Annotated in this window: 22 protein-coding genes and 1 pseudogene; 11 read left to right on the top strand and 12 right to left on the bottom strand. The window is 68.4% G+C overall.

Features of this window, described 5'->3' with window-relative positions; translation table 11 throughout:
- Positions 1–131 precede the first annotated feature (131 nt).
- Complete coding sequence (locus BST28156_RS03920; protein WP_174901541.1) at positions 132–1,511, top strand: FAD-containing oxidoreductase; 1,380 nt, start codon at positions 132–134, stop codon at positions 1,509–1,511.
- Between the two features lie 42 nt (positions 1,512–1,553).
- On the opposite strand, the gene BST28156_RS03915 is transcribed toward BST28156_RS03920, so the two are convergent.
- A complete protein-coding gene (locus BST28156_RS03915; protein ID WP_174901540.1) occupies positions 1,554–2,447 on the bottom strand; it encodes an SDR family oxidoreductase in 894 nt (297 codons plus the stop codon).
- Between the two features lie 95 nt (positions 2,448–2,542).
- Here BST28156_RS03915 and BST28156_RS03910 point away from each other — a divergent pair, with 95 nt between their 5' ends.
- Positions 2,543–3,400 carry a helix-turn-helix transcriptional regulator gene (locus BST28156_RS03910; protein WP_174901539.1) on the top strand — a complete coding sequence of 286 codons (858 nt, stop codon included), beginning with the start codon at positions 2,543–2,545 and terminating at the stop codon, positions 3,398–3,400.
- Positions 3,401–3,642: 242 nt separating this feature from the next.
- Here BST28156_RS03910 and BST28156_RS03905 read toward each other — a convergent pair whose 3' ends face one another.
- Complete coding sequence (locus tag BST28156_RS03905) at positions 3,643–4,218, bottom strand: DUF1176 domain-containing protein (protein ID WP_302477999.1); 576 nt, start codon at positions 4,216–4,218, stop codon at positions 3,643–3,645.
- A gap of 107 nt (positions 4,219–4,325) precedes the next feature.
- On the opposite strand from BST28156_RS03905, the gene BST28156_RS03900 reads away from it, so the two are divergent.
- A complete protein-coding gene (locus tag BST28156_RS03900) occupies positions 4,326–4,916 on the top strand; it encodes a c-type cytochrome (protein WP_174901537.1) in 591 nt (196 codons plus the stop codon).
- Positions 4,917–4,949: 33 nt separating this feature from the next.
- On the opposite strand, the gene BST28156_RS03895 is transcribed toward BST28156_RS03900, so the two are convergent.
- From BST28156_RS03895 to BST28156_RS03880, 4 genes are all read right to left on the bottom strand, one after another.
- Positions 4,950–6,041 carry an alpha/beta hydrolase gene (locus BST28156_RS03895; protein ID WP_254596342.1) on the bottom strand — a complete coding sequence of 364 codons (1,092 nt, stop codon included), beginning with the start codon at positions 6,039–6,041 and terminating at the stop codon, positions 4,950–4,952.
- Between the two features lie 103 nt (positions 6,042–6,144).
- A complete protein-coding gene (locus BST28156_RS03890) occupies positions 6,145–7,605 on the bottom strand; it encodes an amidohydrolase family protein (RefSeq protein WP_174901536.1) in 1,461 nt (486 codons plus the stop codon).
- Positions 7,606–7,684: 79 nt separating this feature from the next.
- Positions 7,685–9,163 carry a sodium:solute symporter family protein gene (locus BST28156_RS03885; protein WP_174901535.1) on the bottom strand — a complete coding sequence of 493 codons (1,479 nt, stop codon included), beginning with the start codon at positions 9,161–9,163 and terminating at the stop codon, positions 7,685–7,687.
- Positions 9,160–9,372: a DUF3311 domain-containing protein gene (locus BST28156_RS03880; RefSeq protein ID WP_009692339.1), complete on the bottom strand. Its 213-nt coding sequence runs from the start codon at positions 9,370–9,372 to the stop codon at positions 9,160–9,162. Before BST28156_RS03880 ends, BST28156_RS03885 begins: the two co-directional genes overlap by 4 nt.
- Before the next feature lie 795 nt (positions 9,373–10,167).
- Between BST28156_RS03880 and BST28156_RS03875 the strand changes: the two are divergent.
- A pseudogene (locus BST28156_RS03875) lies at positions 10,168–10,455 on the top strand (flavin reductase); the annotation flags it as partial.
- Between the two features lie 20 nt (positions 10,456–10,475).
- Here the strand turns inward: BST28156_RS03875 and BST28156_RS03870 are convergent.
- Together BST28156_RS03870 and BST28156_RS03865 are read right to left on the bottom strand one after the other, a co-directional pair.
- Positions 10,476–11,726 (bottom strand): YbfB/YjiJ family MFS transporter, encoded by a 1,251-nt coding sequence (locus tag BST28156_RS03870; RefSeq protein ID WP_174901645.1) that lies wholly within the window; start codon positions 11,724–11,726, stop codon positions 10,476–10,478.
- Between the two features lie 46 nt (positions 11,727–11,772).
- Complete coding sequence (locus BST28156_RS03865) at positions 11,773–12,276, bottom strand: GNAT family N-acetyltransferase (protein ID WP_060247471.1); 504 nt, start codon at positions 12,274–12,276, stop codon at positions 11,773–11,775.
- A gap of 324 nt (positions 12,277–12,600) precedes the next feature.
- On the opposite strand from BST28156_RS03865, the gene BST28156_RS03860 reads away from it, so the two are divergent.
- From BST28156_RS03860 to BST28156_RS03850, 3 genes are all read left to right on the top strand, one after another.
- On the top strand, positions 12,601–13,155 hold the full coding sequence (locus BST28156_RS03860; protein ID WP_174901534.1) for an arsenate reductase/protein-tyrosine-phosphatase family protein: 555 nt from the start codon (positions 12,601–12,603) through the stop codon (positions 13,153–13,155).
- A 313-nt stretch (positions 13,156–13,468) separates the two neighbouring features.
- Positions 13,469–13,801: a type II toxin-antitoxin system RelE/ParE family toxin gene (locus BST28156_RS03855; protein ID WP_060247473.1), complete on the top strand. Its 333-nt coding sequence runs from the start codon at positions 13,469–13,471 to the stop codon at positions 13,799–13,801.
- A complete protein-coding gene (locus BST28156_RS03850) occupies positions 13,798–14,127 on the top strand; it encodes an addiction module antidote protein (protein WP_009694245.1) in 330 nt (109 codons plus the stop codon). The genes BST28156_RS03855 and BST28156_RS03850 overlap by 4 nt, the downstream gene beginning before the upstream one ends.
- Positions 14,128–14,157: 30 nt before the next feature.
- Here the strand turns inward: BST28156_RS03850 and BST28156_RS03845 are convergent, their stop codons facing one another.
- Positions 14,158–16,176, bottom strand: coding sequence for an LssY C-terminal domain-containing protein (locus BST28156_RS03845; RefSeq protein WP_174901533.1), 2,019 nt, complete (start codon positions 16,174–16,176; stop codon positions 14,158–14,160).
- A gap of 113 nt (positions 16,177–16,289) precedes the next feature.
- The gene (locus BST28156_RS03840; RefSeq protein WP_174901532.1) at positions 16,290–16,742 is read right to left on the bottom strand and encodes a hypothetical protein; all 453 of its coding nucleotides are present in this window, start codon (positions 16,740–16,742) and stop codon (positions 16,290–16,292) included.
- Positions 16,743–17,286: 544 nt separating this feature from the next.
- On the opposite strand from BST28156_RS03840, the gene BST28156_RS03835 reads away from it, so the two are divergent.
- Entirely contained in the window at positions 17,287–17,934 is a 648-nt protein-coding gene (locus BST28156_RS03835; RefSeq protein ID WP_060247478.1) for a response regulator, read from the top strand.
- Complete coding sequence (locus BST28156_RS03830; protein ID WP_174901531.1) at positions 17,931–19,721, top strand: sensor histidine kinase; 1,791 nt, start codon at positions 17,931–17,933, stop codon at positions 19,719–19,721. Before BST28156_RS03835 ends, BST28156_RS03830 begins: the two co-directional genes overlap by 4 nt.
- Positions 19,722–19,740: 19 nt before the next feature.
- Here the strand turns inward: BST28156_RS03830 and BST28156_RS03825 are convergent, their stop codons facing one another.
- Together BST28156_RS03825 and BST28156_RS03820 are read right to left on the bottom strand one after the other, a co-directional pair.
- The gene (locus BST28156_RS03825; protein ID WP_060247604.1) at positions 19,741–21,051 is read right to left on the bottom strand and encodes an MFS transporter; all 1,311 of its coding nucleotides are present in this window, start codon (positions 21,049–21,051) and stop codon (positions 19,741–19,743) included.
- Positions 21,052–21,138: 87 nt separating this feature from the next.
- Positions 21,139–22,155, bottom strand: a complete 1,017-nt coding sequence (locus BST28156_RS03820) for an ABC transporter substrate-binding protein (RefSeq protein WP_174901530.1) — start codon at positions 22,153–22,155, stop codon at positions 21,139–21,141.
- A 248-nt stretch (positions 22,156–22,403) separates the two neighbouring features.
- Between BST28156_RS03820 and BST28156_RS03815 the strand changes: the two genes are divergently transcribed.
- Positions 22,404–23,069: a response regulator transcription factor gene (locus tag BST28156_RS03815; RefSeq protein ID WP_040130416.1), complete on the top strand. Its 666-nt coding sequence runs from the start codon at positions 22,404–22,406 to the stop codon at positions 23,067–23,069.
- Positions 23,056–24,456 carry a sensor histidine kinase gene (locus BST28156_RS03810; protein ID WP_174901529.1) on the top strand — a complete coding sequence of 467 codons (1,401 nt, stop codon included), beginning with the start codon at positions 23,056–23,058 and terminating at the stop codon, positions 24,454–24,456. Before BST28156_RS03815 ends, BST28156_RS03810 begins: the two co-directional genes overlap by 14 nt.

Genomic DNA, 24,456 nt, shown 5'->3' with positions numbered 1-24,456 from the left:
CGGCATGCGGTGCGCAAGCGGTTGCCAACCGGTCTACCATAGGCGCTCGCCGTCTCGCGAACGGGCACCCGCGCGCCGAACGGCATGGCCCCGCATGCTTGTCCCACGTTGAACCAGCGCAGGAGGACGTCATGACGCAACACTTCGACGCGATCGTCATCGGCACCGGGCAAGCCGGTCCGCCGCTCGCCGAGCGGCTGTCGCGCGCCGGCATGAAAGTCGCCATCGTCGAGCGCAACCGTTTCGGCGGCACCTGCGTGAACACCGGCTGCATTCCGACCAAGACGCTGATCGCCAGCGCGTACGCCGCGCAGCTCGCGCGGCGCGCGAGCGAATACGGCGTGTCGGTCGGCGGCCCCGTCAGCGTCGACATGAAGGCCGTGAAGGCGCGCAAGGACCAGATCGCCGGCCGCTCGAACCACGGCGTCGAGCAATGGGTGCGCGGGCTCGACAACGCGACCGTGTTCCAGGGGCACGCGCGCTTCGAACGCGCCGACGCGGTGCGCGTCGGCGACACGCTGCTCGAAGCGCCGCGCATCTTCATCAACGTCGGCGGGCGCGCGCTCGTGCCGCCGATGCCGGGCCTCGACACGGTGCCCTACCTGACCAACTCGACGATGATGGACGTCGACTTCCTGCCCGAGCATCTCGTGATCGTCGGCGGCAGCTATGTCGGCCTCGAATTTGGCCAGATGTACCGCCGCTTCGGCTCGCGCGTGACGATCGTCGAGAAAGGCGCGCGGCTGATCCGGCGCGAGGACGAAGACGTGTCGCAGGCCGTGCGCGACATTCTCGAACACGAAGGCATCGACGTGCAGCTCGACGCAAACTGCCTGAGCGCGCGGCGCGACGGCGACGGCATCGCGATCGGCCTCGACTGCGCGGGCGGCGGCCGCGAGGTCGCGGGCTCGCACCTGCTGCTCGCGGTTGGGCGCGTGCCGAACACCGACGATCTCGGGCTCGACCGCGCCGGCGTCAAGACCGACGCGCACGGCTATATCGAGGTCGACGAACAGCTTCGCACCAATGTCTCCGGCATCTGGGCGCTCGGCGACTGCAACGGGCGCGGCGCGTTCACGCACACCGCGTACAACGACTACGAGATCGTCGCGGCCAACCTGCTCGACAACGACCCGCGCAAGGTGTCCGACCGCGTCACCGCGTATGCGATGTACATCGACCCGCCGCTCGGGCGCGTCGGGATGACGCTCGCGGAAGCGAAACAGACGGGCCGCCGGCTGCTGGTCGGCACGCGTCCGATGACGCGCGTCGGCCGCGCCGTCGAGAAAGGCGAGAGTCAGGGTTTCATGAAGGTGATCGTCGACGCGGACAGTCACGCGATCCTCGGCGCGTCGATCCTCGGCGTCACCGGCGACGAGGTCGTGCACGGCATGCTCGACGTGATGACGGCCGGCGCGCCCTACACGACGATCAGCCGCGCGATGCACATCCACCCGACCGTGTCGGAACTCGTACCGACGCTGCTGCAGGACCTGCATCCGGTCGAATGACGCGCGACGGGCGCGATGTGCGACCGTCGCGCGTGTGTGCGGTCACGTCTCGAAATAGCGCGGCCGGTCGATATCGGCGATCAATCCCGGCTGCGACGGCGCCCAGTCGAGCGAGACGCGCGTGCGTTCGCTCGTCGCCGCCGCATCCATCCCCGCGAACATCGCGAACCAGCCGAAGTGTTCGGCCGCCTCGTGCGCGGACTTCGCGACGACCGGCAGGTTCAGCCGGCGGCCGATCACTTCGGCGATCTCGCGAAACGGCACGCCCGTATCGGCGACCGCGTGATAGCGCGCACCCGCCGCACCGCGCTCGACGGCGAGACGATAGACGCGCGCCGCGTCGAGCCGGTGCACGGCCGGCCAGCGGTTGCCGCCGTCGCCAATATAGGCCGATGCGCCCTTCTCGCGCGCGAACGCGATCAGGCGCGGCACGAACCCGTGATCGCCGTCTCCGTGCACGGACGGCGGCAGGCGCACGACCGACGTGTGCACGCCGCGCGCGTCGAGCGCGGCCGCGGTCGTCTCGGACGCGCGCGGATAATTCGCCGAGACCGGCACCGGCGGATCGTCCTCCGTCGCCGCACGACCGGGCGCGACGAGCGCGAGCCCCGACGTGACGACGAGCGGCCGCGACGAGCCGGCCAGCGCCGCGCCGAGCGTCTCGATCGCGCGGCGGTCGAGTTCGCAGTTCTCGGCAAAACGCGAGAAGTCGTGATTGAATCCCGTGTGGATCACCGCGTCGGCGTGCGCGGCGCCGCCGGCCAGGCTGTCGAGATCCTCGAGCGACCCGCGATGGACATCGGCGCCGGCCGCCGCCACCGCCGCGGCCGCCGCGTCGGAACGCGCCAGGCCGAGCACCGAGTGCCCGGCGGCAATGAGTTCGGCCACGACGGCGGAACCGACGAAGCCCGACGCTCCCGTGACAAAGACACGCATGTTCAAACCCTCCGGATGGCATGGAGGATTACTATCCGTCGACGGCCGCCCACGGTGAAGCCGTGACGGTTTACTGGTAAACGGACTAACAGGCTATGGCTGACGCACCCGACAACCTGCTCGGCGCGTACCTTCGGGACCGCCGCGAGAAACTCGACCCGGCCGCGCTCGGGCTGCCCGTCGGCCGACGTCGCACGCCGGGCCTGCGGCGCGAGGAAGTCGCGCAGCGCGCGCATGTGAGCGCCGCGTGGTACACGTGGCTCGAACAGGGGCGCGGCGGCGCGCCGTCGGCCGACGTGCTCGACCGGCTCGCGCGTGCGCTGATGCTGAACGAAGCGGAGCGCGAGCACCTGTTCCTGATCGGTGTCGGCCATCCGCCCGAAGTGCGCTACCACGCGACCGAACACGTGACGCCGCGCGTGCAGCATGTGCTCGATTCGCTCGAAGCCAGCCCGGCGATCGTGCGCACGGCGACCTGGGACGTGATCGCGTGGAACGACGCGGCCGCCGCGACGCTGACCGACTACGCGACGCTGCCGCCGCACGCGCGCAACATCCTGCGGCTGATCTTCGTCGACAGCGGCGTGCGCGATGCGCAGCCGAACTGGGAACGCGTTGCGCGGTTCGCGGTGGGGGCGTTTCGCGCCGATGTCGCGCGCGGCGGCGCGACGCGGACCGTGCAGGCCTTCGTCGACGAGATGCGCGCGACGAGCGCCGAATTCGACGCGATGTGGCGCGACCACGCGATCAGTTCGAGCGACGAAGGCACCAAGGAGATTCGCCATCCGGCCATCGGACGCATTTCGCTCGAGTATTCGACGTTCACCGTCGGCGGCCGGCCCGACCTGACGCTCGTGATCTTCACGCCCGAGACGGCAGTCGATCGTGCGCACATCCGGACGCTGGTGGCTGCGCGGGCAGCGGCGGCCAAGGCGCTCGATATTCACTCGTGACCGAGCCGAGGGCGGTGGTGAAGGCGGAACCGCGAAAATGTCGGCGCCGTGGCAACGCCGAGCGCTGCACGACGGGTGCTGAACGTCGATACCCGGATATGCATTCTTGCTCCCATACCAGTCTTTCCCGTTCATAGGGCGACGGAGTAATTCCGGCGTCGATCGCGGTCGATAACGCCGACTGAACGCAGCGAATGCGGCTGGCGCGGAGATTCCGTGCGCATGCCGACATGAGCTTTTCCTTACCGTCTCCTCGATCGATAAAGCGTGGGCCAGTCACCGGGTTCAAAACCACCGCAGCTATCCTGCCGCGACGCGGCCGAAATCCGGAATGCCCGACCATCCCAGATCCATTCGGCCCGAAACCCGCAATCCGCCAGCCCGCGCCCCTTGGCAAACGTCGACAGGACACCGGTAGCAGGATCAAAGCTCGGTTCGACCAGCGACGGGTCCAAGACGCCCCCTGCCGGGTCACTCAGCTTGATGGGCTCGGGCGCCCCGTTACCGACGCGAGGAACGACGAACACGTCCGACGATCCTTGGTAGGCTCCCTGAATGCAGGGAAGGAAAACCAGCGCCTGTCGTCCATCGAGTGCATGCGCGCTTTCATCGAGGTACTTCGACGCATTCTCCTCGCAACGACTGGCGTCCCGGCTACGCTGCGCACGCTCGATCAGGCTCTCTTCTTCTTGATCGGACAACTGCGCAGCGATCTTCCGCGTCGGTACGATCGGGAGCTGCGGTGCGGATGTAACCCGGGACGCGGGCGCGGAGCCCTTGCGGATCAACGCGGTCACGCCGCCGATTCGCCCTCCCACGCCTGCCGCTGTTCGGCAGATGACAAATCGGTAATCCGCACGTCACCTTTCGACAAGCAACGGCATGGAGAATCGAAGTTCCACAAACGCTGTCCGGTGCAAACATCATGATGTTTCTTCGCACGAGAATCGCGACAGTCGTCGCTACCGTTGCGGCGCTGTTCGCTGTGCTCGGCGCCGGAGGTCTGGCCTTCATGTACTCCGGAATATATGACGTCTCGGCAAGCGTCAAAGACAACCCGATCGTGGCGAAGCTGCTTCACGGCACTTACGAAGCCTCATTGCATCGGCATGCCGGATCCGACGTCGCGCCCGGCGACTTGCTGTCGTTTGAAAATATTCGCTCGGGTGCGCGCATGTATGACGCCAGCTGCGCCCTCTGCCACGGTGCGCCAAACCGGCCGCTGAGCGCCGTTGGACAGGGGATTCAGCCTGCCGCTCCCGCGCTGCTGTCCACGAGCCGTCGAAACAAGCCCGTGCTGATGTTCTGGACGATCAAGCATGGCGTGAACATGACGGCCATGCCTGCGTTCGGGAAGACGCAGTCGGATGGCGCGATCTGGCAAGTAGCGGCATTCATTTACGCCGAACGCGGAATATCGAAGGAAAAATACGGCCTGCTCGTACACGGTAACGGGCAGACTGACAGCGCGGCGGCATCTTCTAAGGAGCCGATATCGGCGCCTGATAGAGACTGACGGAACTCGGAGGGACATAAAAGCACCAACCACTCACCCCCACACAAACGCCGCCACAACCTCCACGACACCCTCCGCCAGCGGCAGATCCGGATTCGAATAAGCAGCGATGTTCTCATGCCGATCCGACGTGCGAACCGTTTTCAGAACATGATTGGCATCGGCGATCAGCGCCATTTCAGCCCGCGGATTGGCCTGCTTCAACCGCTCCGCATCCTGAATGCCGACCTGGATATCCCGCGTGCCCTGCACGATCAGCACGGGCTTCAAGCAATCCGCGATCAGCGCGGCCGGATCGATCGTCAATTCGCTGATCAGGAAGCGCTGGACTTTCGGCGCGAACAGTTGCATCAGCGCCGGATGAATCCGGCTCGCGTCCACCCGCTCCCCGCTCTCCAGCGACGCGAGTATCGACATCGCGTTTTCCAGCACGGGCGCATTCGCCGGGTTGTCCTGCAATTGTTGCCTCAACACCTGCCCCACCGGACGTCCCGCCGTGGCGACCAGGATCAGGCCGGCAACGTCGGCCATCTGCCGCGCCGCCAGCAACGCCACCAGCCCGCCCTCGCTATGCCCGAGCAGCCACACGCGCGAAGCGCCCGTCCGCGCGCGGATGGCCGCGACCCAGGCGTGAATGTCGGCGACGTAGTCGTCGATCGCGACATCGTTGGCATCAGGTATCGCCGACGCACTGCCGTACATGCCGCGCTTGTCGATGCGAACCGACGCGATCCCGCTGCCGAGCAATCCCTCCGCGAGCAACCGGCAGGTCGAAGGCTGCCCCCCGGCCGGCCCGTTGCCATTCCTGTCGGTCGCACCCGAACCCGGCACGATCAGCACCACCGGCGCATCGCCGGCGGACGGCGACAACAGCGTGCCTTTCAACGACCCGGTCGGCCCCGGCGCCTCGATTTCCGCCTGCACTGCCGCCGATAAAGAACTGCCCGAATGAAAATCCATGGTTGTTGCGATACGCGAAAGAAGCGCCATCCACGTCGTGTCCGACGGCGCGCGAGCCGACCGGCACGGTCCGGGGGGAACGGCGACGCCCCGGCAGCACAGCGTTCGATTGTCGACGATGACGCCTGCGCCGTCGAGCATCAGCGCGTAGCCAGGCGTCGACAACCTGCCGCCTCCCCGACGCATCGACAAAGCATAAAAAAGCCGGCCCGAACTGGACCGGCCTCGCCGACGTCGCATCGCGCAATCAACCGGTCATCCGTCCCGCTCAGTAACGACTCCGCCCCCACAGCGTCGCCGGCTCGTCGAGCAGACGCCGCACTCCGCTGCGCGCATACGTCGCTTCCGCGACCTCGTTCACGCGTTCGAGGATCTCGTGCTCGTCGACCGACAGCACGCGGCGGTCCTCCATCAGCACGCGGCCGCCGACCATCGTCATGCACACGTCGGCCGCGTTCGCGAAGCAGGTCACGCGATAGACCGGCATGTTCATCGGCATCATGTGCGGCCGGAACAGGTCGACCAGGATGATGTCGGCAAGCTTGCCCGCTTCGAGCGAGCCGACCTCGTGATCGATCGACAGCGCCTTCGCCGCATCGATCGTCACCATTTCCAGCACCTTGCCGTGCGGCAGCACGTCCGGGTCGCGGAAGTGCCGGCGATGGTAGTGCATGCACTGCCACATGTGCCGGAACATGTCGTAGCCGCGATCGGGCGCCGCGCCGTCCGACGCGATCGCGACCGTCACGCCTGCGTCGATCAGTTCGGGCACCGGGCAGCGTCCGATGATCGACATGATCGCGCTCGGGTTGTGGACGATCGCCGTGCCCGTCTCGACACAGGCCGCGATGTCGTCGTCGGTCAGGTCGATGCTGTGCGACATGAACGACGTGCGGCCGAGCAGCCCGAGTTCGCGATGCGCAAAGGCGAGCGTGCCGGCACGGTGCCCGTCCTGCGTGAACGTCAGCCCGCGCTCGCGCGCGAGCGCGCCGTAGCGCGCCGCCTGGTCGCGAAAGTCGCGCTCGTATTGCGCGAGTTCGGGGTCGTGGTCGGGGCAATAGACGGGCAGCGTCAGCGCGATGCGGATCCGGCCGTCGGCGTCGCCGTGGCACGCATCGACGATGTCGTTGCACACGTCGTACATCGTGTCGAAGTCGATGTCGCGCGTATCGCTGCCGTCCGTCGTATGGCGCGTATACGCGCGCGGCGCAGGCGGCCGCGACGGGCCGACCGCGACGATCGAGCGCGTGCCGGTGCGCACGACGGCGTCGCAATGACGGCGCGCGTAGACGGGATCGTCGACGCGCATGATCGAGTTGCCGCCGCCGAGCAGCGACACGCCGGTCGTCACGCCGGCCTTCAGTCGTTCGAGCGCCGCCAGATGCGATTCGGTTTCCCAGAACGCCTCGTCCGAGCCGCGCGTGTAGATCGTCTCGGCCGCGGCCGTCCATGCGTCGCCGTCCGCGCCGCCGATCGTGCGCAGCATCGCATGGCCCGCATGCGCATGCGCGTCGATCAGGCCCGGCAGCACGGCCTTGCGGTGCGCGTCGATCGTGCGTGCCGCGCGGTAGCGCGCCTGCAGCGCGTCGGTGTCGCCGACGGCGACGATGCGCTCGCCCTTCACGGCGACCGCGCCGTTCTCGATCACGCGCCGCTGCGGATCGAGCGTGATCACGCAACCGTTCGCGATCAGCACGTCGATCGCTTCGCGATGGTCGTCGATAGTCATGACCTCAGGTCCTGGTGTGGTTCGGGTTCGATGGAGTCCGGCCGCGCAACGAAGCCGGACAGTAAAAAGCTCGCGCCCGTCATGCGGATCCGACCGTCGTCACGCCGCGCGCGCGCAGCCTGCGCTGCACCGCGCTGATCGCGACGAACACCGCCGCGTTCACGGCGAGCGCGACCAGCCCCGGGTTGATCGACGTCAGCGTGCCCGGCGCACCGGGCAGCAGCGACGCGAGCGTCACGCCATAGTAGTTCGTCATCGCGATCACGACCGCGCCCGCGGCGATCCCCGCGAACGCGCCTTCGCGCGTGCCGAACGGCCGCTTCAGGAAACTCGATGCGAGCATCGGCACCAGCTGCGTGAGCAGGCTCGACGAGAAGATCGCCAGCGTGACGAAGGTCGCACCGCCGCGCAGCACGAAATAGACGACGACCAGCGTGAAGATCGGCAGCGCGATCCGTGCGACGCGCGCGACGTCGCGATCGGTCGCGTGCGGCGCGAAGCCTTCGCGGTAGATGTTGCGCGCGATCGTCGTCGATGCGTTCAGCATGATCAGCGAGCCCGGCACCAGCGCGGTCAGCAGCCCCGTGCCGCCCACCACGCCGACGAACCAGGCCGGAAAGGTCTGCTTGACGAGCCGCAGCAGCGCGAGATCGGTCTGCGCGCCTTCGAGCCCGTGCACGGTCAGCACGGCCGCGAAGCCGACGAGGAACAGGAACGCGATCAGCACCTGGTACAGCGGCATCAGGATCACGTTGCGGCGCAGCGCGCGCTCGTCCTTCGCGACGTAGATCGCGGTGAAACCGTGCGGATACAGGTAGTAGCCGAGCGACGTGAGCAGGATCGTCGAGTTGTACCAGCTCAGGTTGAAGCCGTGCGCAGGCATCCGCAGCAGTTCGGGATGCACGGCGTCGATCTTCGCGAACATCGCGCCGAGGCCGCCGTAGTAATGGATCGGCAGGTACAGACCGAGAAAGATCGCGATGCCGAGGATCAGTGCGTCCTTGACGATCGCGATGTTCGCCGAGCCGTGGATGCCCGACACGACCATGTAGGCCGCCATCAGCGTCGCGGCGATCCAGATCGCGGCCGACTGCGGGATCAGCCCGTACGACATCTCCGACACGATCACGCCGAGCCCGCGCAACTGGATCATCAGCAGCGACACCATCGCGAACACCGCGACGACCGACACGAGCACGCCGATCGCGCGGCTGTCGTACTTCGACGCGAAGTAGTCGGCGAACGATACGAGCCCGCGCTCCTTCGCGTAACGCCAGATCGCGGGCAGCATCCAGTAGCCGATCACGAACGCGAGGCAGCCGTACGACAGGATGTAGAACGCGGGCACGCCCTTGCTGTAGGTCCAGCCGCTCGCGCCGAGGAACGAGAACGTCGAGAACGCCTCGCCGGCCATCAGCAGGAACGTGAGCAGCGAGCCGAAGCCGCGCCCGCCGACCGCCCACTGCTCGAGGCTCAGCGTGCGGCCGCGCCGCGCCATCAGCCCGATCGCGAGCGCGCATGCCGCAAACGCCGCGATGATGACGATCGATGCGTTCATCGCGCGTCTCCCGTGCGGCCGTCGCGGGCCGCGTCGCGTTCGTCGAGGCGGAACAGGATCGCGAGAATCGCGGCGGTCGCCGCCATCCAGATCAGGTTCCACACGAGCAGGAACGGCAGCCCGAACAAAAGCGGACGCACCTCGGCGATCGAGCCGCCTGCATACATCCCGACGAACGGCAATGCCGCCAGCAACAGTTTGAGTTTCATGTCAGCCTCCCGGAAGACGCGCGTACGCATCGGAACATCGATACTTCAGAGTTTCTGGCGGATGCCCGGCGACGAGCGCGACCTGCGTGTACGTGCAGCCGGCCGCTGCCATCGGCGCGGGCCCGATTTGCCAGGCGGATTGGCTCTTCAGGTTGTTCGTACAGGTCACGCCGCGTCGACGATCCCGCACGGCGTCACGCTCGACTGCGCGTGCGCGGCGGCCGCCTTCCCACCCTTGACTCGGACCATTTGCGTCATCTCCTCTCCAAACCTGCTCGTCGATGTTTTTGTCTGTCGAATCTGCCGATCCACACCGGCAAGGCCGGGGTTGTATAGACAGTCCCTGATGGTATCCAGCCGAATTCGCATGCAGAAATGAAATGTTCAACTGGCGGGCAGTGGCAAATCGAATGATGGGGAAGCGGGACGGCATCGGCCGGAAAAACACGCTCCTGCAAGAGAAACGAAACCGAATGCACCCGCCGCGTATAGCGCGTCGAACCTCGGCACGCAGGGCTTGCGTAAGCAAGCTGACGAAACGGCGACGCGACCATCATTTGCGGGAGTGATGACATCCCCCTTTTTCTGCGGATTTGACCGGTGTCGGCGGCACCGACAACACTAGCCCGCAGTGCCGCATCGAGACGGCGCGATCCCGAGGTAGATCGAGCAGCCGCGCGAATACGCCGAGCTACTGCCGCATGTACGCGGGCATGTCGACGTTCGCGTAGTCATGAAACCCCGCTCCCGTGCGCACGCCGTCGCGTCCGGCCATGCATCGTATTGCGCACGACGCTACCCGCCGAACACGAACTGCTCGCACGACATTTCGCGGGGCTGACCGAGCTGCCGATGGCGCGCCGCTTCGAACTGCCCGTCTGGGATCGCGGCGAGCAGGACGTGCCCGTGCTGCGCGACGCGCTCGCGAGCCTGCAGGGGACCATCACCGAGATGAAGGAAGTCGGCTCGCATTCGGTGATGTTCATCGAGGCGACGACGATCCGCGTGCGCGACGACGGCGACAGCCTGATCTATTTCAGCCGCGCATTTCACCGCGTCGCGCGTACGACTTGCGTACGCTGAGCGGCACATCCACCCGCTGACTACGCGGGCGTTCGCAACGCGCGCTGCCCGGCCGCGAACGCCGCGCCCGCGAACAGCGTCAGCGCCGAATACACGAGCCCGCGCGCGAGCCCTGCGCTGTCCGATACCCAGCCGATCGCGACCGGCCCCGCGATCTGGCCGAACGCGAAAACCGTCGTGAACGCGCTGATGCCTTTCGCCCAGCCGTCGGGCGGCAGGTTGTGCCGCACGAACGCGGTCGTCGACGCGACCGCCGACAGGAACGTCGCGCCGAACAGCACGCCCGACGCGAACGCGGCGACCGGATGCACGACCAGTGCGGGCATCAGCGTCGCGACGCCGAGCAGTGCGTTGAGCACCGCCAGCGCCTGCCCGCCGCGCATCCGGTCGAGCAGCCCCGACCACAGCCGTGCCGACCCGACGGTCGCGACGCCGAGTATCACGTAGAACGCGGAGACCACGGTGCCGCTCATCCCCGCACCGCGCAGCAGTGCGACGATGAAGGTCATGTAGCCGATATAGCCGACGCCGAACAGCCCGTAGCCGGCCAGCGCGAGCGCGAAGCGTGCGGGGCTCGCGGCCGCGGCCGTCGCGGCTGCGCCGTGCGGCCTGGCCTGCGCCGGATGCGCGCGCTCGATGCGGCGCGCGGCCGACACGGCAGCCGCCGCGAACAACGCGCACGCGAGTGCGAGCGCGAACCACGCGGGCTGCCAGCCGTGAACGCGATGCACGAGCGTCGCCGGCACCAGCAGCGACGACGCGACGATGCCCCAGCCCGTGCCGCCGTAATAGAGTCCGAGCAGCAAGCCGGCATCGCGCGGCGACGCCGACGCGAGCCGTGCGGCCAGCACGCCGCCGCTGATGAAGATCAGCGCGCTGCCGACGCCGGTCGCGAGCCGCTGCACGAGCAGCGCGTCCATCCCGGAACTGAGGCCGCATGCGGCCATCAGACACGCAGTCAGCGCACAGCCCGCCGCGAACAGCGTGCCGGCCGCCCAGCGCCGCGACAGCAACGGAAACGCGAGCGCGCCGACCAGGTAGCCGGACGCGTTGGCCGTGTTCAGCGCACCGGCCTGCGCGAAGCTCCAGCCGAGATCGGCCTTCATCGGCGGCAGCAGCAGCGCATACGAGAAGCGCGCGAGGCCGAGCGCGATCGCGCTGCCGAGCGACAGGCTGATCGCCAGCCGCCACGCGGCCATGCGATCGGGGTCCGTCTCAGCGACCTCCGCTTGCGATGAGCGGGCCCGCTCGGGCGGCGGCACGGTGCGCATCGGATCGTCTCCGCCGAGATTCGAATCGTCGCGTGTCTGCATGCTTTTACGCCGGCACGTCGCCGCCAAGCCACTTGTACATCACGAGGCAGTCGACGAACCCGTGCCGCGCATGACGATACGCGCGCGGCAGGCGACCGACGACGTCGAACCCGAGTTTCTGCCACAGCGCGACCGCCACTTCGTTGGTCGCGACCACCGAGTTGAACTGCATCGCGAGAAAGCCGCGCTCTCGCGCGACCTGCTGCGAATGCTCGCACATCAGCCGCGCGACGCCGCGTCCGCGTGCGGCCTCGCCCACCATGTAGCCGCAGTTGCAGACATGACCGCCGGGGCCGGCCGCGTTCGCCTTCAGGTAGTACGAACCGAGCAGCACGCCGTCCTCCTCGGCGACCCACGTGCACAGCGGCGCATCGAGCCACTGCACGCGCGCCGCGTCGGGCGTCGTCGCGGGATCGAACGCATAGGTTTCCTGCGCGGCGACCACCGCGTGATAGATGGGCCAGAACCGGGCAAAGTCGTCGTCGGTCATCGGGCGAAGCGTGATCATGCGGATGCTCTCTTCAAGTAGATAGTTCGCGCACGGCGTCTGCAGTGCAAAGCGCGACGATGCGAAATCGCCGCCGATTTCCTGAAACGGCTCGCAGCCGGACGCCGAATGAAGTTTTGGCCCCGATACTAAATTAATTGCCCCGACCCAGCATTGGTGTTTTCCCACGCCGCCCGAACCATCGGCACCGATGCTTGCGACGGTGCGACATCGTTTTATAAAAAGCGACCGGTTATTTTTTTCAATGACGCGCGTCCGGCATGATCTCGCGTACGCGGCGACCCCACGCCGTGACGACAACCATCCTGCACCGGCGGAGACGACATGAAGAAAGGCCCTTCCCTCAAGATCCTTGCGCTGCTTTGTTGCATCGGCATCCAGTACGCGACGTCCGCTGTCGCTGACGAACCGAAGAAGGTCGCGTTCGTCGACACGGGCAACACCGGCCGCAGCGTGATGGCCGAAGCGATCGCCGGCCAGCTGATCGAGCAGCGCCATGCGCACATCGCGGTAATCTCGCGCGCCGTCGACGAGGACCCGTACGACGTGAAGCCCGAGGAAAACGGCGTGATCCTGATGAAGCGGCGCGGCATCGACATGTCCGCGCATCGCTCGGTGCAACTGAGCGCGAACGACGTCAAGCATTCCGACGTGATCCTGACGATGACCGACAAGCACAAGGAGAAGGTGCTCGCGCTCTACCCGTCGGCCGCAGGCAAGGTGTACACGCTGGCCGAATATGCGACCGGCAAGCACCAGGACGTGCCCGACGCATGGGGCAAGCCGATCGACTTCTACGAGTCGGTGACCGCGCAGCTCGACACGTTCATCCCGCCTGCGCTCGACAAGGTCGCGACGACGGCGCCCGCCAAGCAGTAACACCCGGCCGCCTGTCGGCCCGCGAGCGCGATGCGCCGCGGCCGGCGGGCTGTCGCCTTGCACGCACGCTTTGCCGCCTTCGCGCCGCCCCCGACGCGCACGCCCCCGCATTGATTTCCCGCTCCCTCCTCCACCTCGCCCGGCCATTCGGCCGAATCGCCGCCGTCCGCGTCGAATGAAAGAATGTTCGTCGTATACGTCGCGGCTCACGTCGCCGAAAACGCCGGACCCGAAAGGCAGCGCCATGCCGGCTGCCGGCGCCGGTATCCGGACCGCATCATTTTCCTTCCACCCATGTAACTTATAAGCTACAATGCTCTCCAAGTTCGAACTGCTTCGCTATCGACGCGACGACGGTCGCGAGCCTTTCACCGAATGGCTGAACGCCGTGCGCGACAAGACCGTGCAGGCGCGCATCCGCGAACGCCTGCGTCGCGTGGAGGCGGGCAATTTCGGCGATTGCGAGCCGGTCGGCGAAGGGGTGATCGAACTGCGCATCCATGTCGGCGCCGGCTATCGCGTGTATTTCGGCCGGTACGGCGACGCGCTGATACTCCTGCTGTCCGGCGGCGACAAGCGCCGTCAAGCCGACGACATCGGGCACGCGAAGGAATGCTGGTCGAACTGGAAACGGAGGCAAATGTGAGCAAGCTCAAAGGCGCGGTGTCGCACCACGACGCGGAAGTCGCCGAACTGCGCGCCGACCGCGAACTCGCGGTCGCGTATCTGAAAGTCGCCATGGAATCGCTCGACGATCCCGACAACCGCGCGGGCGCGCTGCTCGCGCTGCGCACGGTCGCGGAGGCTTATGGCGGGCTCGGCGCCGTCGCGGCCGAAGCCGGCATCAGCCGGGAATCGCTGTACCGCACGCTGTCGCCGAACGGCAACCCCACGCTGAAAACCCTGCTCGCCGTCCTCAAGACCGTCGGCCTGCGCCTGTCGGTCGTGCCGGCCGATCACGCATCCGCATAAGCGCGCCCGTCGGCGCCGCCGCCTCGCCGCTCACGGCTCGACCGTCCACACCAGCAGCACGCCGGCCGGCGCCGCATCCATCCGCGCCGGCGGATGCACGATCGTCGGCATGATCGCCAGCGCCTGCGCCAGCGTCGCCGCATCGTCGATCGGCGTCGTGCGCACGATCGTCATCAACCGCGCCGGGTGATGCAGCGTCTCGCGATACAGCGCGCCGTACCACAGCGGCCGCGTGCCGCGCGCATCCGACAGCACGTACGGATAGCGCCACAGCCGCAGCACGAGTCGGCTGTCCGGGCTGCCCGGCTCGACGCGAACGAACACGCGATGCGTGCTCTCGCCGTGCGTATAGCGCGGCAGCACCGGCAGCGTATCGGCCGACGCCTGCGGCAGCAGCCAGCGCAGCGCAGTCTGCGGCGACCACGGCGTCGCGCGCTGCCAGCCGGCCAGCGCGAGATGGCGAGCGAGCGTGTCCGGCGCCACGCACCATTGCAGCGGCAGATACTCCTCGCGATCGCCGCCGATCTCGGTGCGCCGCATCGGCACACGCTGCCAGCCGCCGCGCATCCACTGATCGACGGTCATCGCGACCACGTCGCCCGGATGCGGACGCAAGCCGCGATCGGCCTGCCATTGCGCGGGAATCATCCACACGCCGGCGGTCGCCAGCACCACGACCAGCGTCACCAGCGCCCCCACCGGCTGCACGTGCTCGCGCACGCGCCAGTACGCATACGCACCCGCCAGCAGCGCGAACCACGCGAGCCCGAGACTCCAGCCGCCGAGCAGGCCCGACAGCCACGTGTCGCCGACATACAGCCGCGCGAACCCGCCCAGCACGATCCACAGCACGACCGCCGTGACGACCGGAATGCGCCAGAGCACAGGCCGGTCGCGCACGAGCAGCCAGCCGACACCGCTGCTCGCGAGGATCGCGAATGCCGCGTCGGCATCGGGCAGCGGCATGTGCGGCGCACCGGGCGGCAGGCTCGCCGGCGTCGCACCCGGCGGCGTGATGCCGAACGCCGGCACGAGCACGATCGCGATGCCGATCGTCGCAAGCCACCACGCCGCGCTCAGCCAGCAGCGATGAATCATCAGCCACACGAGGAACGCGGCCGACACGATCAGCCCCGCATCGCGCCCGTGCAGCACGGCGAGCGCGCGCATCGCGGCGTCCACCGGCGGCGTGCGCAGGTTCTGCAGGAACACGTACAGCGCGACATCGGCATGCATCAGCGAATCGTTCGCGACGACGTCCTGCACGACGCCGCCGAACAGCCACACGCAGCCGACGAACAGCAGCGCCAGCACGGGCACCGCACCGGGCAGCCGGCGCGCGCGCGCGATCGCGTCGTGCAGCCGCGCGCCGAACCGCGGCCAGCGGCGTGCGCACGCATGCGCGGCCGCGACCAGCGCGCGGCGCAGCAGCGGCCAGCCGCGCCGCAACGTGATGCGCACGCCGAACCACACCGCCGCGACCAGCGCGGCGACGACCATCAGGATCACCGCGACCCGCACGCTGATTGCCGCGGCCAGCACCGCCGACGCGCCGAACAGGATGCCCGGCGCGACGTGGACCGGCGCCCACACCAGCGCCGATACGACATTGACCGGGTAGAACGACCGGCGCGGCAGCGTCGCGCAGCCGACCACGACCGGCACGACCGCGCGCACCGGCGCGAGAAAGCGGGCGAGCACGATGCTCTTCGTGCCGTGGCGCAGCACGAACTGCTCGCCGCGTGCATACGCGGCCGCGTAACCGAACCGCACCCACCAGTTGCGGATCATCCCGCGATAGCGCCGCCCGAGTTCGTAGCTGATGCCATCGCCGGCGATCGCCCCGGCGGCCGCAATGCCGATCGTCGTCCAGCCGTCGAGCGCGCCCGCCCCGATCAGCGCACCGGCCGCGAACATCACGGCGCCGGCCGGCACGATCGTGCCGATCAGCGCGATCGCCTCGGCGCAGGCGGTCGCGAACACGATCGCCAGCACGAGCGAAGGATGCGCGCCGATCGTGCCGAGCCACGCATGGATCATGTCGCTCATCGCGCGCTCCGGAAGACGGCGCCACCGCGGGCGCGCACCGGGCGCCGCGCGATCGCGTCGGAAACGTTCATCGGTTCATCCGCGCGTGCATGCCGTCGCGCGATCGGGGTGCGTCAGTCGAATTCGTGCCGACGCGCATCGGCCTCGAGCGGCGCGGCATCGTAGCCGACCGTCGCAATCTCGTGCAGATAGCGCGCCAGAAACGCGCCGACCGACCCGGCGGCCTCGTACTGATGCACATGGCGGAATTCGTGGGTGAGCAGCCGGCGCGTATCGTGCCCGCGCAGCACGAACACCGCATGGCCGAGCGTCAGGCCGATCGTGCCGGGCGACAGCAGCCCGGTGTCGCGCGCGATCGCCGCGAGCGTCGGCGTGTCGGGAAACGGCAGCCGATCGGCGACCACCACGCGGATCCGGTCCGGCTGCGCGACGCCGACCGACCGCGCGTCGTCGGCCTGCGACGGCGTCAGCGGCATGCCCTGCGCGAGCCCGCGCGCGGCCTGCGCTTCGGCCCATGCGACGGCGTCGGGCAGCGCGGACGGCAGTACGTCGGCAAGATCGATCATCGCGGGCTCTCCTCGGATCGCATGGTTGCTTCGGGCACCAGTTTAGTCCCGAATCGGACCGGTTCGCGACGCGTCGCGCGGCGCGCTGGGCCCGGCAGCTTGCAAGCGCTGCCGCCGGGACAGCCGATCGATGCCGGTATCAGGGAATACCCTTGATTCACCCTTGCCGATTATTTCGTTTCGGCATACATTCCGCCCGCTGCCATCCCGAAAATTTCCTCGATGTGTATCGTTTTTCGAATCGACGGAATATATTGGTCAGAAGAACGGTCGCGGCGGCGACCGGTCAGCCGTCCCGCCGTGTCATCCCGAAGAGGATCGCCAGGGTCTGTTTACCTATGAAACGCACATGCGAATGCCCGAAACCGCTCGCAGCGCACGCAGCGGCGAGCGTCGTCCGGTCGAGCGGGGCAAGCGACGCGCGACGTCGTCAGGCGAACGAGTCAAGACGCTCCCGTGACACGAACTTGCCAACCTGGGGTTGCCTCGCGAGCGGCCGTTCGCATGGCAGCGCATACACGTCTCACAGGGAAACCGACCGTAGATGATCCGGGTAATTCTCGCTGACGACCACGCAGTCATGCGCGACGGGCTGCGTCACATCCTGGAAACGGCAGGCGGCTTCGAGATCGTCGGCGAGGCGAGCGACGGCGCGGCCACGCTCGCGCTGGCCGAACGCGGCGTCGCCGACGTGCTGCTGCTCGACCTGTCGATGCCGGCCCCGACCGGCATCGAGCTGATCCGGCTGGTCAAGACCCACGCACCGTCGCTGCGCACGCTCGTGCTGACGATGCACGCGGAGGCGCAGTACGCGGCGCGCGCGTTCAAGGCCGGAGCGACTGGCTACCTGACGAAGGACAGCGCGACGGCCGAACTGGTCGAAGCCGTCGGCAAGGTGGCCGCCGGCGGCGTCTACGTGAGCCCGTCGGCGGCCGAGAGCCTCGCGCGCACGCTGCGCACGCCGGCCGAGACGCTGCCGCACGAGCGCTTGTCTGCGCGCGAACTCGACGTGATGCGCCGCATCGTCGCGGGCCAGACCGTCACGCAGATCGCATCCGCGCTCGACCTGAGCGCGAAGACGGTCAGCACGTACAAGATGCGGATTCTCGAGAAGATGGAACTGCCGCACGAAGCCGCGCTGATCCGCTACGCGGTGCGGCACGACCTCGACCTCGGCATCGACGACGCATGACGCACGCGCCCTCCTTCCCTCCCGCTTCCGTCGACGACGACGATCCGGACGGTTCGCGCCTGTTCATGTCGTCGCTGCCGCCCGGACGACGCGAACGGCGCGTCGCGATCGTTACCGTGCTGATCTCGGCCGCGCTGTTCGTCGCGCTCGCGCCGTTCGCCGGCAGGCCGCTCGCGCCGGTGTTTGCCTTCATTCCCGTGTATCAGTCGGCGATCGTCGTCAACGACATGGTGACGGCCGGCCTGCTGCTCGGCCAGTACGCGATCCTGCGCGAGAAGGCGCTCGTCGCGCTCGCGGGCGGTTATCTGTTTACGGGCTTCATGGCCGGCACGCACATGCTGACCTTTCCCGGGCTGTTCGCGCCGACGGGCCTGCTCGGCGCCGGCGAACAGACGACCGCGTGGCTCTATCTGTTCTGGCACGGCGGCTTTCCGCTGACCGTCGCCGCCTACACGCTGCTGCGCGCGGCGCCGCGCCCGCGCCCCGTGCCGGCGCCGCGCCGCGCGGTGATTCCGGTGATGCTGTGCATCGCCGCGGCGGCGGCCGCGACCGTCGCGCTCGCGTTGCTCGCGACCCTGGGCCACGACCTGTTGCCGCGCATCATGCGCGGCAACCGGATGACCGCGACGATGTCGAACGCGATCACCGTCGTCTGGATGCTGAACCTGTTCGCGCTCGTGCTGATGTGGCGACAGCGCCGCCGTCATTCCGTGCTCGACTTGTGGGTGATGACGGTGCTCGTCGCGTGGCTGTTCGATCTCGCGCTGTCGTCGATGCTGAATCACGGGCGCTTCGACCTCGGCTTCTATGCGGGACGCACCTACGGCCTCGTCGCGTCGGGCGTCGTGCTGTTCGCGCTGCTGTTCGAAAACGGCCGCCTGCATGCGCAGACGGTGCGCGCGCTGGCGGGCGCGCGCTACCAGCATCAGCTCGTGGTACAGAAAAGCGCGCAACTGAACGATGCGAACGAACGCCTCGAGCAGCGCGTCGCCGCGCGCACCGCACAGTTGAGCGCGTCGAACCGCGACCTGCGGCGCGAAGTCGGCGAGCGCGTGCGTGCGCAGCGGGCGCTGCAGGCGTCGCGCGAGGAACTGCGCGAGATCGCCGCGATCAGCGCGAGCGCACGCGAGGCCGAGCAGCGCCGCATCGCGCGCGAACTGCACGACGAACTCGCGCAGACGCTCGCGACGCTGAAGAACGATCTCGAATGGCTGCTCGATCGCGTGCCGCAGGACGATGCGTCGCTCGCACGCAAGATCGCGGCCATGCATGCGCTCGCGCGCGGCGCGGTTGCCGCGACGCGCCGCATCGCGTCGGATCTGCGTCCGCTGATGCTCGACGATCTCGGGTTCGCGGCGGCAATGCAGTGGCTGGTCGAGGATTTCCGGCACCGGCACGGGATCGGCTGCAAGCTGCACGTGACGCCGCCCGAACTGCAGCTCGACGAACCGTATGCGACGACCGTGTTCCGCATCGCGCAGGAGGCGCTCGCGAACGTGGCGCGGCACGCGGCCGCGTCGCGTGCGGAGGTGACGCTCGTGCGCGGCGACGGCACAATCGCGCTGACGATCCGCGACGACGGCGCAGGCTTCGATCTCGGCGCGCCGCGCAAGTCGGGGTCGTTCGGGCTGGTCGGCTTGCGCGAACGCGCGTATCTGGTGGGCGGCACCTTGACGATCGAAGCCGTGCTCGGCAAGGGAACGACGGTCGAGGTCGAGATTCCGCTGGCGTCCGCGCAGGTCGCGGTCGCCGGCGCCGAAGGCGGCAGGTCGTCGGCGAACCGATAGGCGGCGACCTCCCGCCCCGTCACGCCTGCGCGGTCGCCAGCGCGCGTTCCGAGCGCGTCCATGCGACCAGCGCGCCGATTCCGAGCAGCGCCAGACACACGATCGGCACGATCATCGGCCCGAACGCGGTGCCCGTCACCTTGCCCGCGAACGGCATCAGGTTCTGGCTGAAGAAGCCGCCGAGATTGCCGATCGAATTGATCGCCGCAACGCTCGCGGCTGCCCGCGCGCCCGTGAAGTAGCGCGGCGGCATCGACCAGAAACACGGATACAGCAGCGGAATGCACGCGCCGCCGAGCACGAGCGCGACGAAGCGCAGCGGCGTCGAAGGCAGCACGAGGCTCAGCAGGAAGCCGAGCGCGCCGAGCGCCGCGACGATCGCGATCGTGCGCAGGATGCTCTTCGCGCGGCGCAGCTTCGCCGGCAGCCACGACAGCAGCAGCACCGCGAGCGCCCACGGCAGCATGCTCAGGAACCCGTTGACGCTGCTCGACACGCCGAACGACTTCACGAGCGTCGGCAGCCAGTACGTGACGCCGTACAGCGACGTCGACATCAGCATGTAGGTCGCCGCGAACAGCATCACGCGCGGATCGAGCAGCGCCTTCCACGGCTGCGCATGCTCGGCCTGTGCAGGCTTCTCGCGTTCGAGCGCGGCCGCGACGATCTGCTTCTCGCGCGCATCGAGAAAACGCGCGTCGCGCAGCGAGGCCGGCAGCACGCGGAACACGACGATCGCGACGATCACGGCCGGAATGCCGGTCGCGACGAACACCCATTGCCAGCCCGCAAGGCCCCACACGCCGTTCAGGCTCAGCAGCGCACCGCCGACCAGCGAGCCGAGCATGTTCGCGAGCGCGCTGCCCAGCGTGAAGATGCCGAGCACCTTCGCGCGATAGCTCTGCGGAAACCACAGCGTCAGGTAATAGATGACGCCCGGATAGAACCCGGCCTCGGCGATGCCGAGCACGAAGCGCAGCGCGCAGAACGCGGGCATCGACGTCGTGAAGCCCATCAGCACAGTGATGAGTCCCCACGTCAGCATGATCCGCGCGAGCCAGACGCGCGCGCCGTAGCGATGCAGCGCGAGCGTGCTCGGCACCTCGAACAGCAGGTAGCCGATGAAGAACAGCGACGACGCCAGCCCGAACGCGGCCTCCGTCATCCCGAGACTGTGCACCATCTGCAGCTTCGCGAAGCCGACGTTCTGCCGATCGATGAATGCGATCAGGAACATCACGACGAGGATCGGCATCAGGCGCCGCGCCATCTTCGACATGATGCGCTGTTCTTCGGCGGACGCGGGGTCCAGGGTTTCGGTGGCGCTCACTGCATGCTCCTCGTGAATCGGTTGCGGATAGATCGGATGTGTGCCGCGCGCCTGACGCCGCGCGCGGATGAATGATGTCGCCGGCGTTCAGCCCGACCGGTAGTCGTCGAGCATCGGCGCGAACATCTCGTGCCAGGCGCGCGGCTTCGCCTTGATCGTGCCGGCCAGATACAGGAAGTCGACGTAGTCCATCAACTGGTTCGGGCGCACCGAGAAACGCGTTTCCGGCGCGGCCAGCATCTGCATCACGTCGTCGTGCGACACGCCGACGCCGGACGACGCCGCGTACAGCGCGGCCGCCGCGCGCGGATCCTGCGCGATCAGGCGGTTCGCTTCGTCGAGCGCCCCGAGAAACGCGGCCGCGAGCGCGGGCTGCGCATCGACGAGCCGCTTCGGCGCGAACACGACGTCGAGCGTCAGCGGGCCGAGCACGTCGACGGAACGGACGACGCGATGAATCCCCGGCTGCCGCAGCTCGAGCGTCGAGAACGGCGGCGACGTGAAGTGCGCGGTCACGCCGTTCTCGCGGCGGATCAGCGCCTGCATCGCCTGCGGATGCGGCAGGTTTACGGTGATCGAATCGAGTTGCGCGAAATGCGCGGGGCCGAGTTGCCGGCTCGCGACCATCTGCAGCACGACCGCCGACAGCGACGTGCGGATGCCCGGCACCGCGATCCGGTCGGACGGCGTGAAGTCGCGCAGCGTCGCGAGGCCCGGACGGTTCGCGTTCAGCGACAGCGACGTGGTCGACAACCCGCTGATGCCGATCACCTCGACGTTCGGAATGCCGCGCGCCCGCGCCCACAGCTCGATGAAGCCCGGCGCGCCGGCGGCCGCGAAATCGAGCGTGCCGGCCATCATCGCGTCGTTGACCGAGTTGCCGCCATCGAGCAGCACCCAGTCGACCGCGACGTCGCGCACGCCGTGCCGCGCCGCATGTCGTTCGAACAGGCGCTGCTTCTCCATCACGAGCAGCGGCAGGTACAGCACGCCATAGCCTTTCGAGATCCGCACCGTGCGCGGCTTCGCGCGCACCAGCGACGGCGCGGCCAGCGCGCCGAGCCCGGCCGCGACCAACGCGCGGCGGCGCAGCGACGTCGTCATGCGCATGCCTCCCGGCCGCATCCGGCGCACGGCATGCGGCAGGCGGTGCGACGCGGGCGCACGCCGGCCCGCATCGCGCTGCGCCGCGCGTTCGTCGCGCCCGTGACCTGCTGCATGTCGTCGTCTCCTTGGCTATTGGATTTGGTCGCCTTCTCCGGCCCGACACAGGTTATCGACCGAGTCTGAGAAAATGCTGACATCCCGGCCTCGGGAAAACCCCTAAACCCTCTTCTCTGCAGAACGGCACCATGCGCATTCTCGTCGTTGAAGACGATGCCGAAATCGGCGCGGCGGTCCGCAGCCGCCTCGCGCGACTCGGGCACGCGGTCGATCTCGAAACCGACGGCACGACCGCGAATGGACTGCTGCGCGTCGAGCGCTTCGACCTCGTCGTGCTCGACGTGATGCTGCCCGGCCTCGACGGCTTCGCGGTGCTGCGCAACCTGCGCGCGTCGGGCAGCACGACGCCCGTGCTGCTTCTCACCGCGCGCTCGGCGATCGACGACCGCGTGAGCGGCCTCGGCCTCGGTGCCGACGACTATCTGGTGAAGCCGTTCGACTATCGCGAACTCGACGCGCGCGTGCAGGCGCTGCTGCGTCGCAACAGCGGGCACGCGAACGACGTGCTGACGCTCGGCGGCCTCGTGATCGACCGCAGCAGCCGGCTCGCGGAACTCGACGGCCAGCCGCTGTCGCTGTCGCGCCAGGAGTTCGCGCTGCTCGAAATCCTGGCCAGCCGGCCGCAGCGGATCTTCTCGAAGGAGGAGCTGCTGAACCAGCTGTTCAGCTTCGGCAACGAGCCGACCGCGAACGCGGTCGAGCAATACGTGACGCGCGTGCGCCGCAAGCTGTCGGGCAGCTCGGTCGAGATCCGCACCGCGCGCGGGATGGGGTATCAGATTGCGGCGCTTTGACTGGTTCCCGAAGACGCTGTTCGGACGCACGCTGCTGTTCGTCGCGTTCGTCGTCGCGACCGGCGCGTTCGCGCTGGCCGGCATCGCACGCTACTACGCGGGCGTCGCGGCCGAACGCGCATACGACCAGCTGCTCGCCGGCGCCGCGATCCAGGTCGCCGAGAACCTCTACGTGCAGGGCGGCGTGCTCGCGCTGAACCCGCCGGTAGCCGCGCTGTCGACGCTGTCGCGCTACGACCTCGTCTACTACAAGGTCGTCGATTCGCGCGGCATCGTCGTGGCCGGCTACAACGACCTCGCGAGCCCCGCGACGCTCGCCGCCGCGAAGCAGGGCCCCGCGTTCGCGAACGCGCGCTACCAGGGGCATGCGGTCCGCACCGCGAGCATCGCGCGCTACATGCCCGAGGAGCGCGTGCCCGGCTGGGCGCTCGTCACCGTCGCGCAAACCACGCATGCGCGGCAACAACTGACGAACGACATGAGCTTCAAGGTCTGGACGCTGATCCTGCTGATGAGCGTGCTCGCGATCGGCGCGAGCGGCCTCGCGATCCGGCGCGGGCTGCGCCCGCTCGCGCAGATCGGCACGATCATCGCGGCGCGCGACCCGGCCGACCTGCGGCCCGTCGCGGTCGATACGCCGAGCGAGATCGACGCGATCATCGGTGCGATCAACGGGCTGATGCACCGCCTCGCGGAACGGATCAACGCGATGCAGCGCTTCATCGCCGACGCCGCGCACCAGATGCGCACGCCGCTCGCGCGGCTCGACGCGCAGATCGAACTGCTCGACGGCGAGGCCGATCCCGCGCGCCACGCGGCGCGGCTCGATGCGCTGCGCGCGACCAGTGCGGACGTCGGCCGGCTCACCGGTCAGTTGCTCAATCACGCGATGGTGATCCACCGCACCGAGGTCGTGCCGCTGCAGCCGGTCGATCTCGCCGCGCTCGCGAAGGAAGTGCTCGGCCGCACGATCCCGCTCGCGGGCGAGCGCGACGTCGCCGTCGCGTTCGCGAGCGACGCGCCGCACGCGTGGATCGACGGCGACGCGATCAGCCTGCAGGAAGCGCTGTCGAACGTGCTGCACAACGCGCTGCTGCACGGTCATGCGGACGATATCGTCGTGTCGGTCGCGAGCGGAGAAGGCACGGTGACGCTGACCGTCGCCGACAACGGACGAGGCATTCCGCGCGAGCATTGGGACGCGGCGTTGCAGCCGTTCGTGCGGATCGCGCCGGACGGCACCGAGCGCCGCACCGGCTCGGGCCTCGGGCTCGCGATCGTGCAGGAAGTGATGAAGGCGCACGGCGGGCGCATCGAGTTCGCGTTTCCGGATGCGGGCGGGTTTGCGGTCGTGCTGACGTTTCCGCGAGCGGCGGCGGCCGGCTAA

The organism is Burkholderia pseudomultivorans (genome assembly GCF_902499075.1).
Taxonomy (GTDB): Bacteria; Pseudomonadota; Gammaproteobacteria; order Burkholderiales; family Burkholderiaceae; genus Burkholderia; species Burkholderia pseudomultivorans.
Note: the sequence above shows the minus strand (reverse complement) of the source record. Positions and strands in the feature narration are given on the sequence as shown.

Bases quoted from the DNA above. Each gene is read 5' to 3' on its own strand.
- BST28156_RS03920 (WP_174901541.1), top strand. From the start codon at position 132: ATGACGCAACACTTCGACGCGATCGTCATCGGCACCGGGCAAGCCGGT.
- BST28156_RS03915 (WP_174901540.1), bottom strand. From the start codon at position 2,447: ATGCGTGTCTTTGTCACGGGAGCGTCGGGCTTCGTCGGTTCCGCCGTC.
- BST28156_RS03910 (WP_174901539.1), top strand. From the start codon at position 2,543: ATGGCTGACGCACCCGACAACCTGCTCGGCGCGTACCTTCGGGACCGC.
- BST28156_RS03900 (WP_174901537.1), top strand. From the start codon at position 4,326: ATGATGTTTCTTCGCACGAGAATCGCGACAGTCGTCGCTACCGTTGCG.
- BST28156_RS03890 (WP_174901536.1), bottom strand. From the start codon at position 7,605: ATGACTATCGACGACCATCGCGAAGCGATCGACGTGCTGATCGCGAAC.
- BST28156_RS03885 (WP_174901535.1), bottom strand. From the start codon at position 9,163: ATGAACGCATCGATCGTCATCATCGCGGCGTTTGCGGCATGCGCGCTC.
- BST28156_RS03880 (WP_009692339.1), bottom strand. From the start codon at position 9,372: ATGAAACTCAAACTGTTGCTGGCGGCATTGCCGTTCGTCGGGATGTAT.
- BST28156_RS03870 (WP_174901645.1), bottom strand. From the start codon at position 11,726: ATGCGCACCGTGCCGCCGCCCGAGCGGGCCCGCTCATCGCAAGCGGAG.
- BST28156_RS03865 (WP_060247471.1), bottom strand. From the start codon at position 12,276: ATGATCACGCTTCGCCCGATGACCGACGACGACTTTGCCCGGTTCTGG.
- BST28156_RS03860 (WP_174901534.1), top strand. From the start codon at position 12,601: ATGAAGAAAGGCCCTTCCCTCAAGATCCTTGCGCTGCTTTGTTGCATC.
- BST28156_RS03855 (WP_060247473.1), top strand. From the start codon at position 13,469: ATGCTCTCCAAGTTCGAACTGCTTCGCTATCGACGCGACGACGGTCGC.
- BST28156_RS03845 (WP_174901533.1), bottom strand. From the start codon at position 16,176: ATGAGCGACATGATCCATGCGTGGCTCGGCACGATCGGCGCGCATCCT.
- BST28156_RS03840 (WP_174901532.1), bottom strand. From the start codon at position 16,742: ATGATCGATCTTGCCGACGTACTGCCGTCCGCGCTGCCCGACGCCGTC.
- BST28156_RS03835 (WP_060247478.1), top strand. From the start codon at position 17,287: ATGATCCGGGTAATTCTCGCTGACGACCACGCAGTCATGCGCGACGGG.
- BST28156_RS03830 (WP_174901531.1), top strand. From the start codon at position 17,931: ATGACGCACGCGCCCTCCTTCCCTCCCGCTTCCGTCGACGACGACGAT.
- BST28156_RS03820 (WP_174901530.1), bottom strand. From the start codon at position 22,155: ATGACGACGTCGCTGCGCCGCCGCGCGTTGGTCGCGGCCGGGCTCGGC.
- BST28156_RS03815 (WP_040130416.1), top strand. From the start codon at position 22,404: ATGCGCATTCTCGTCGTTGAAGACGATGCCGAAATCGGCGCGGCGGTC.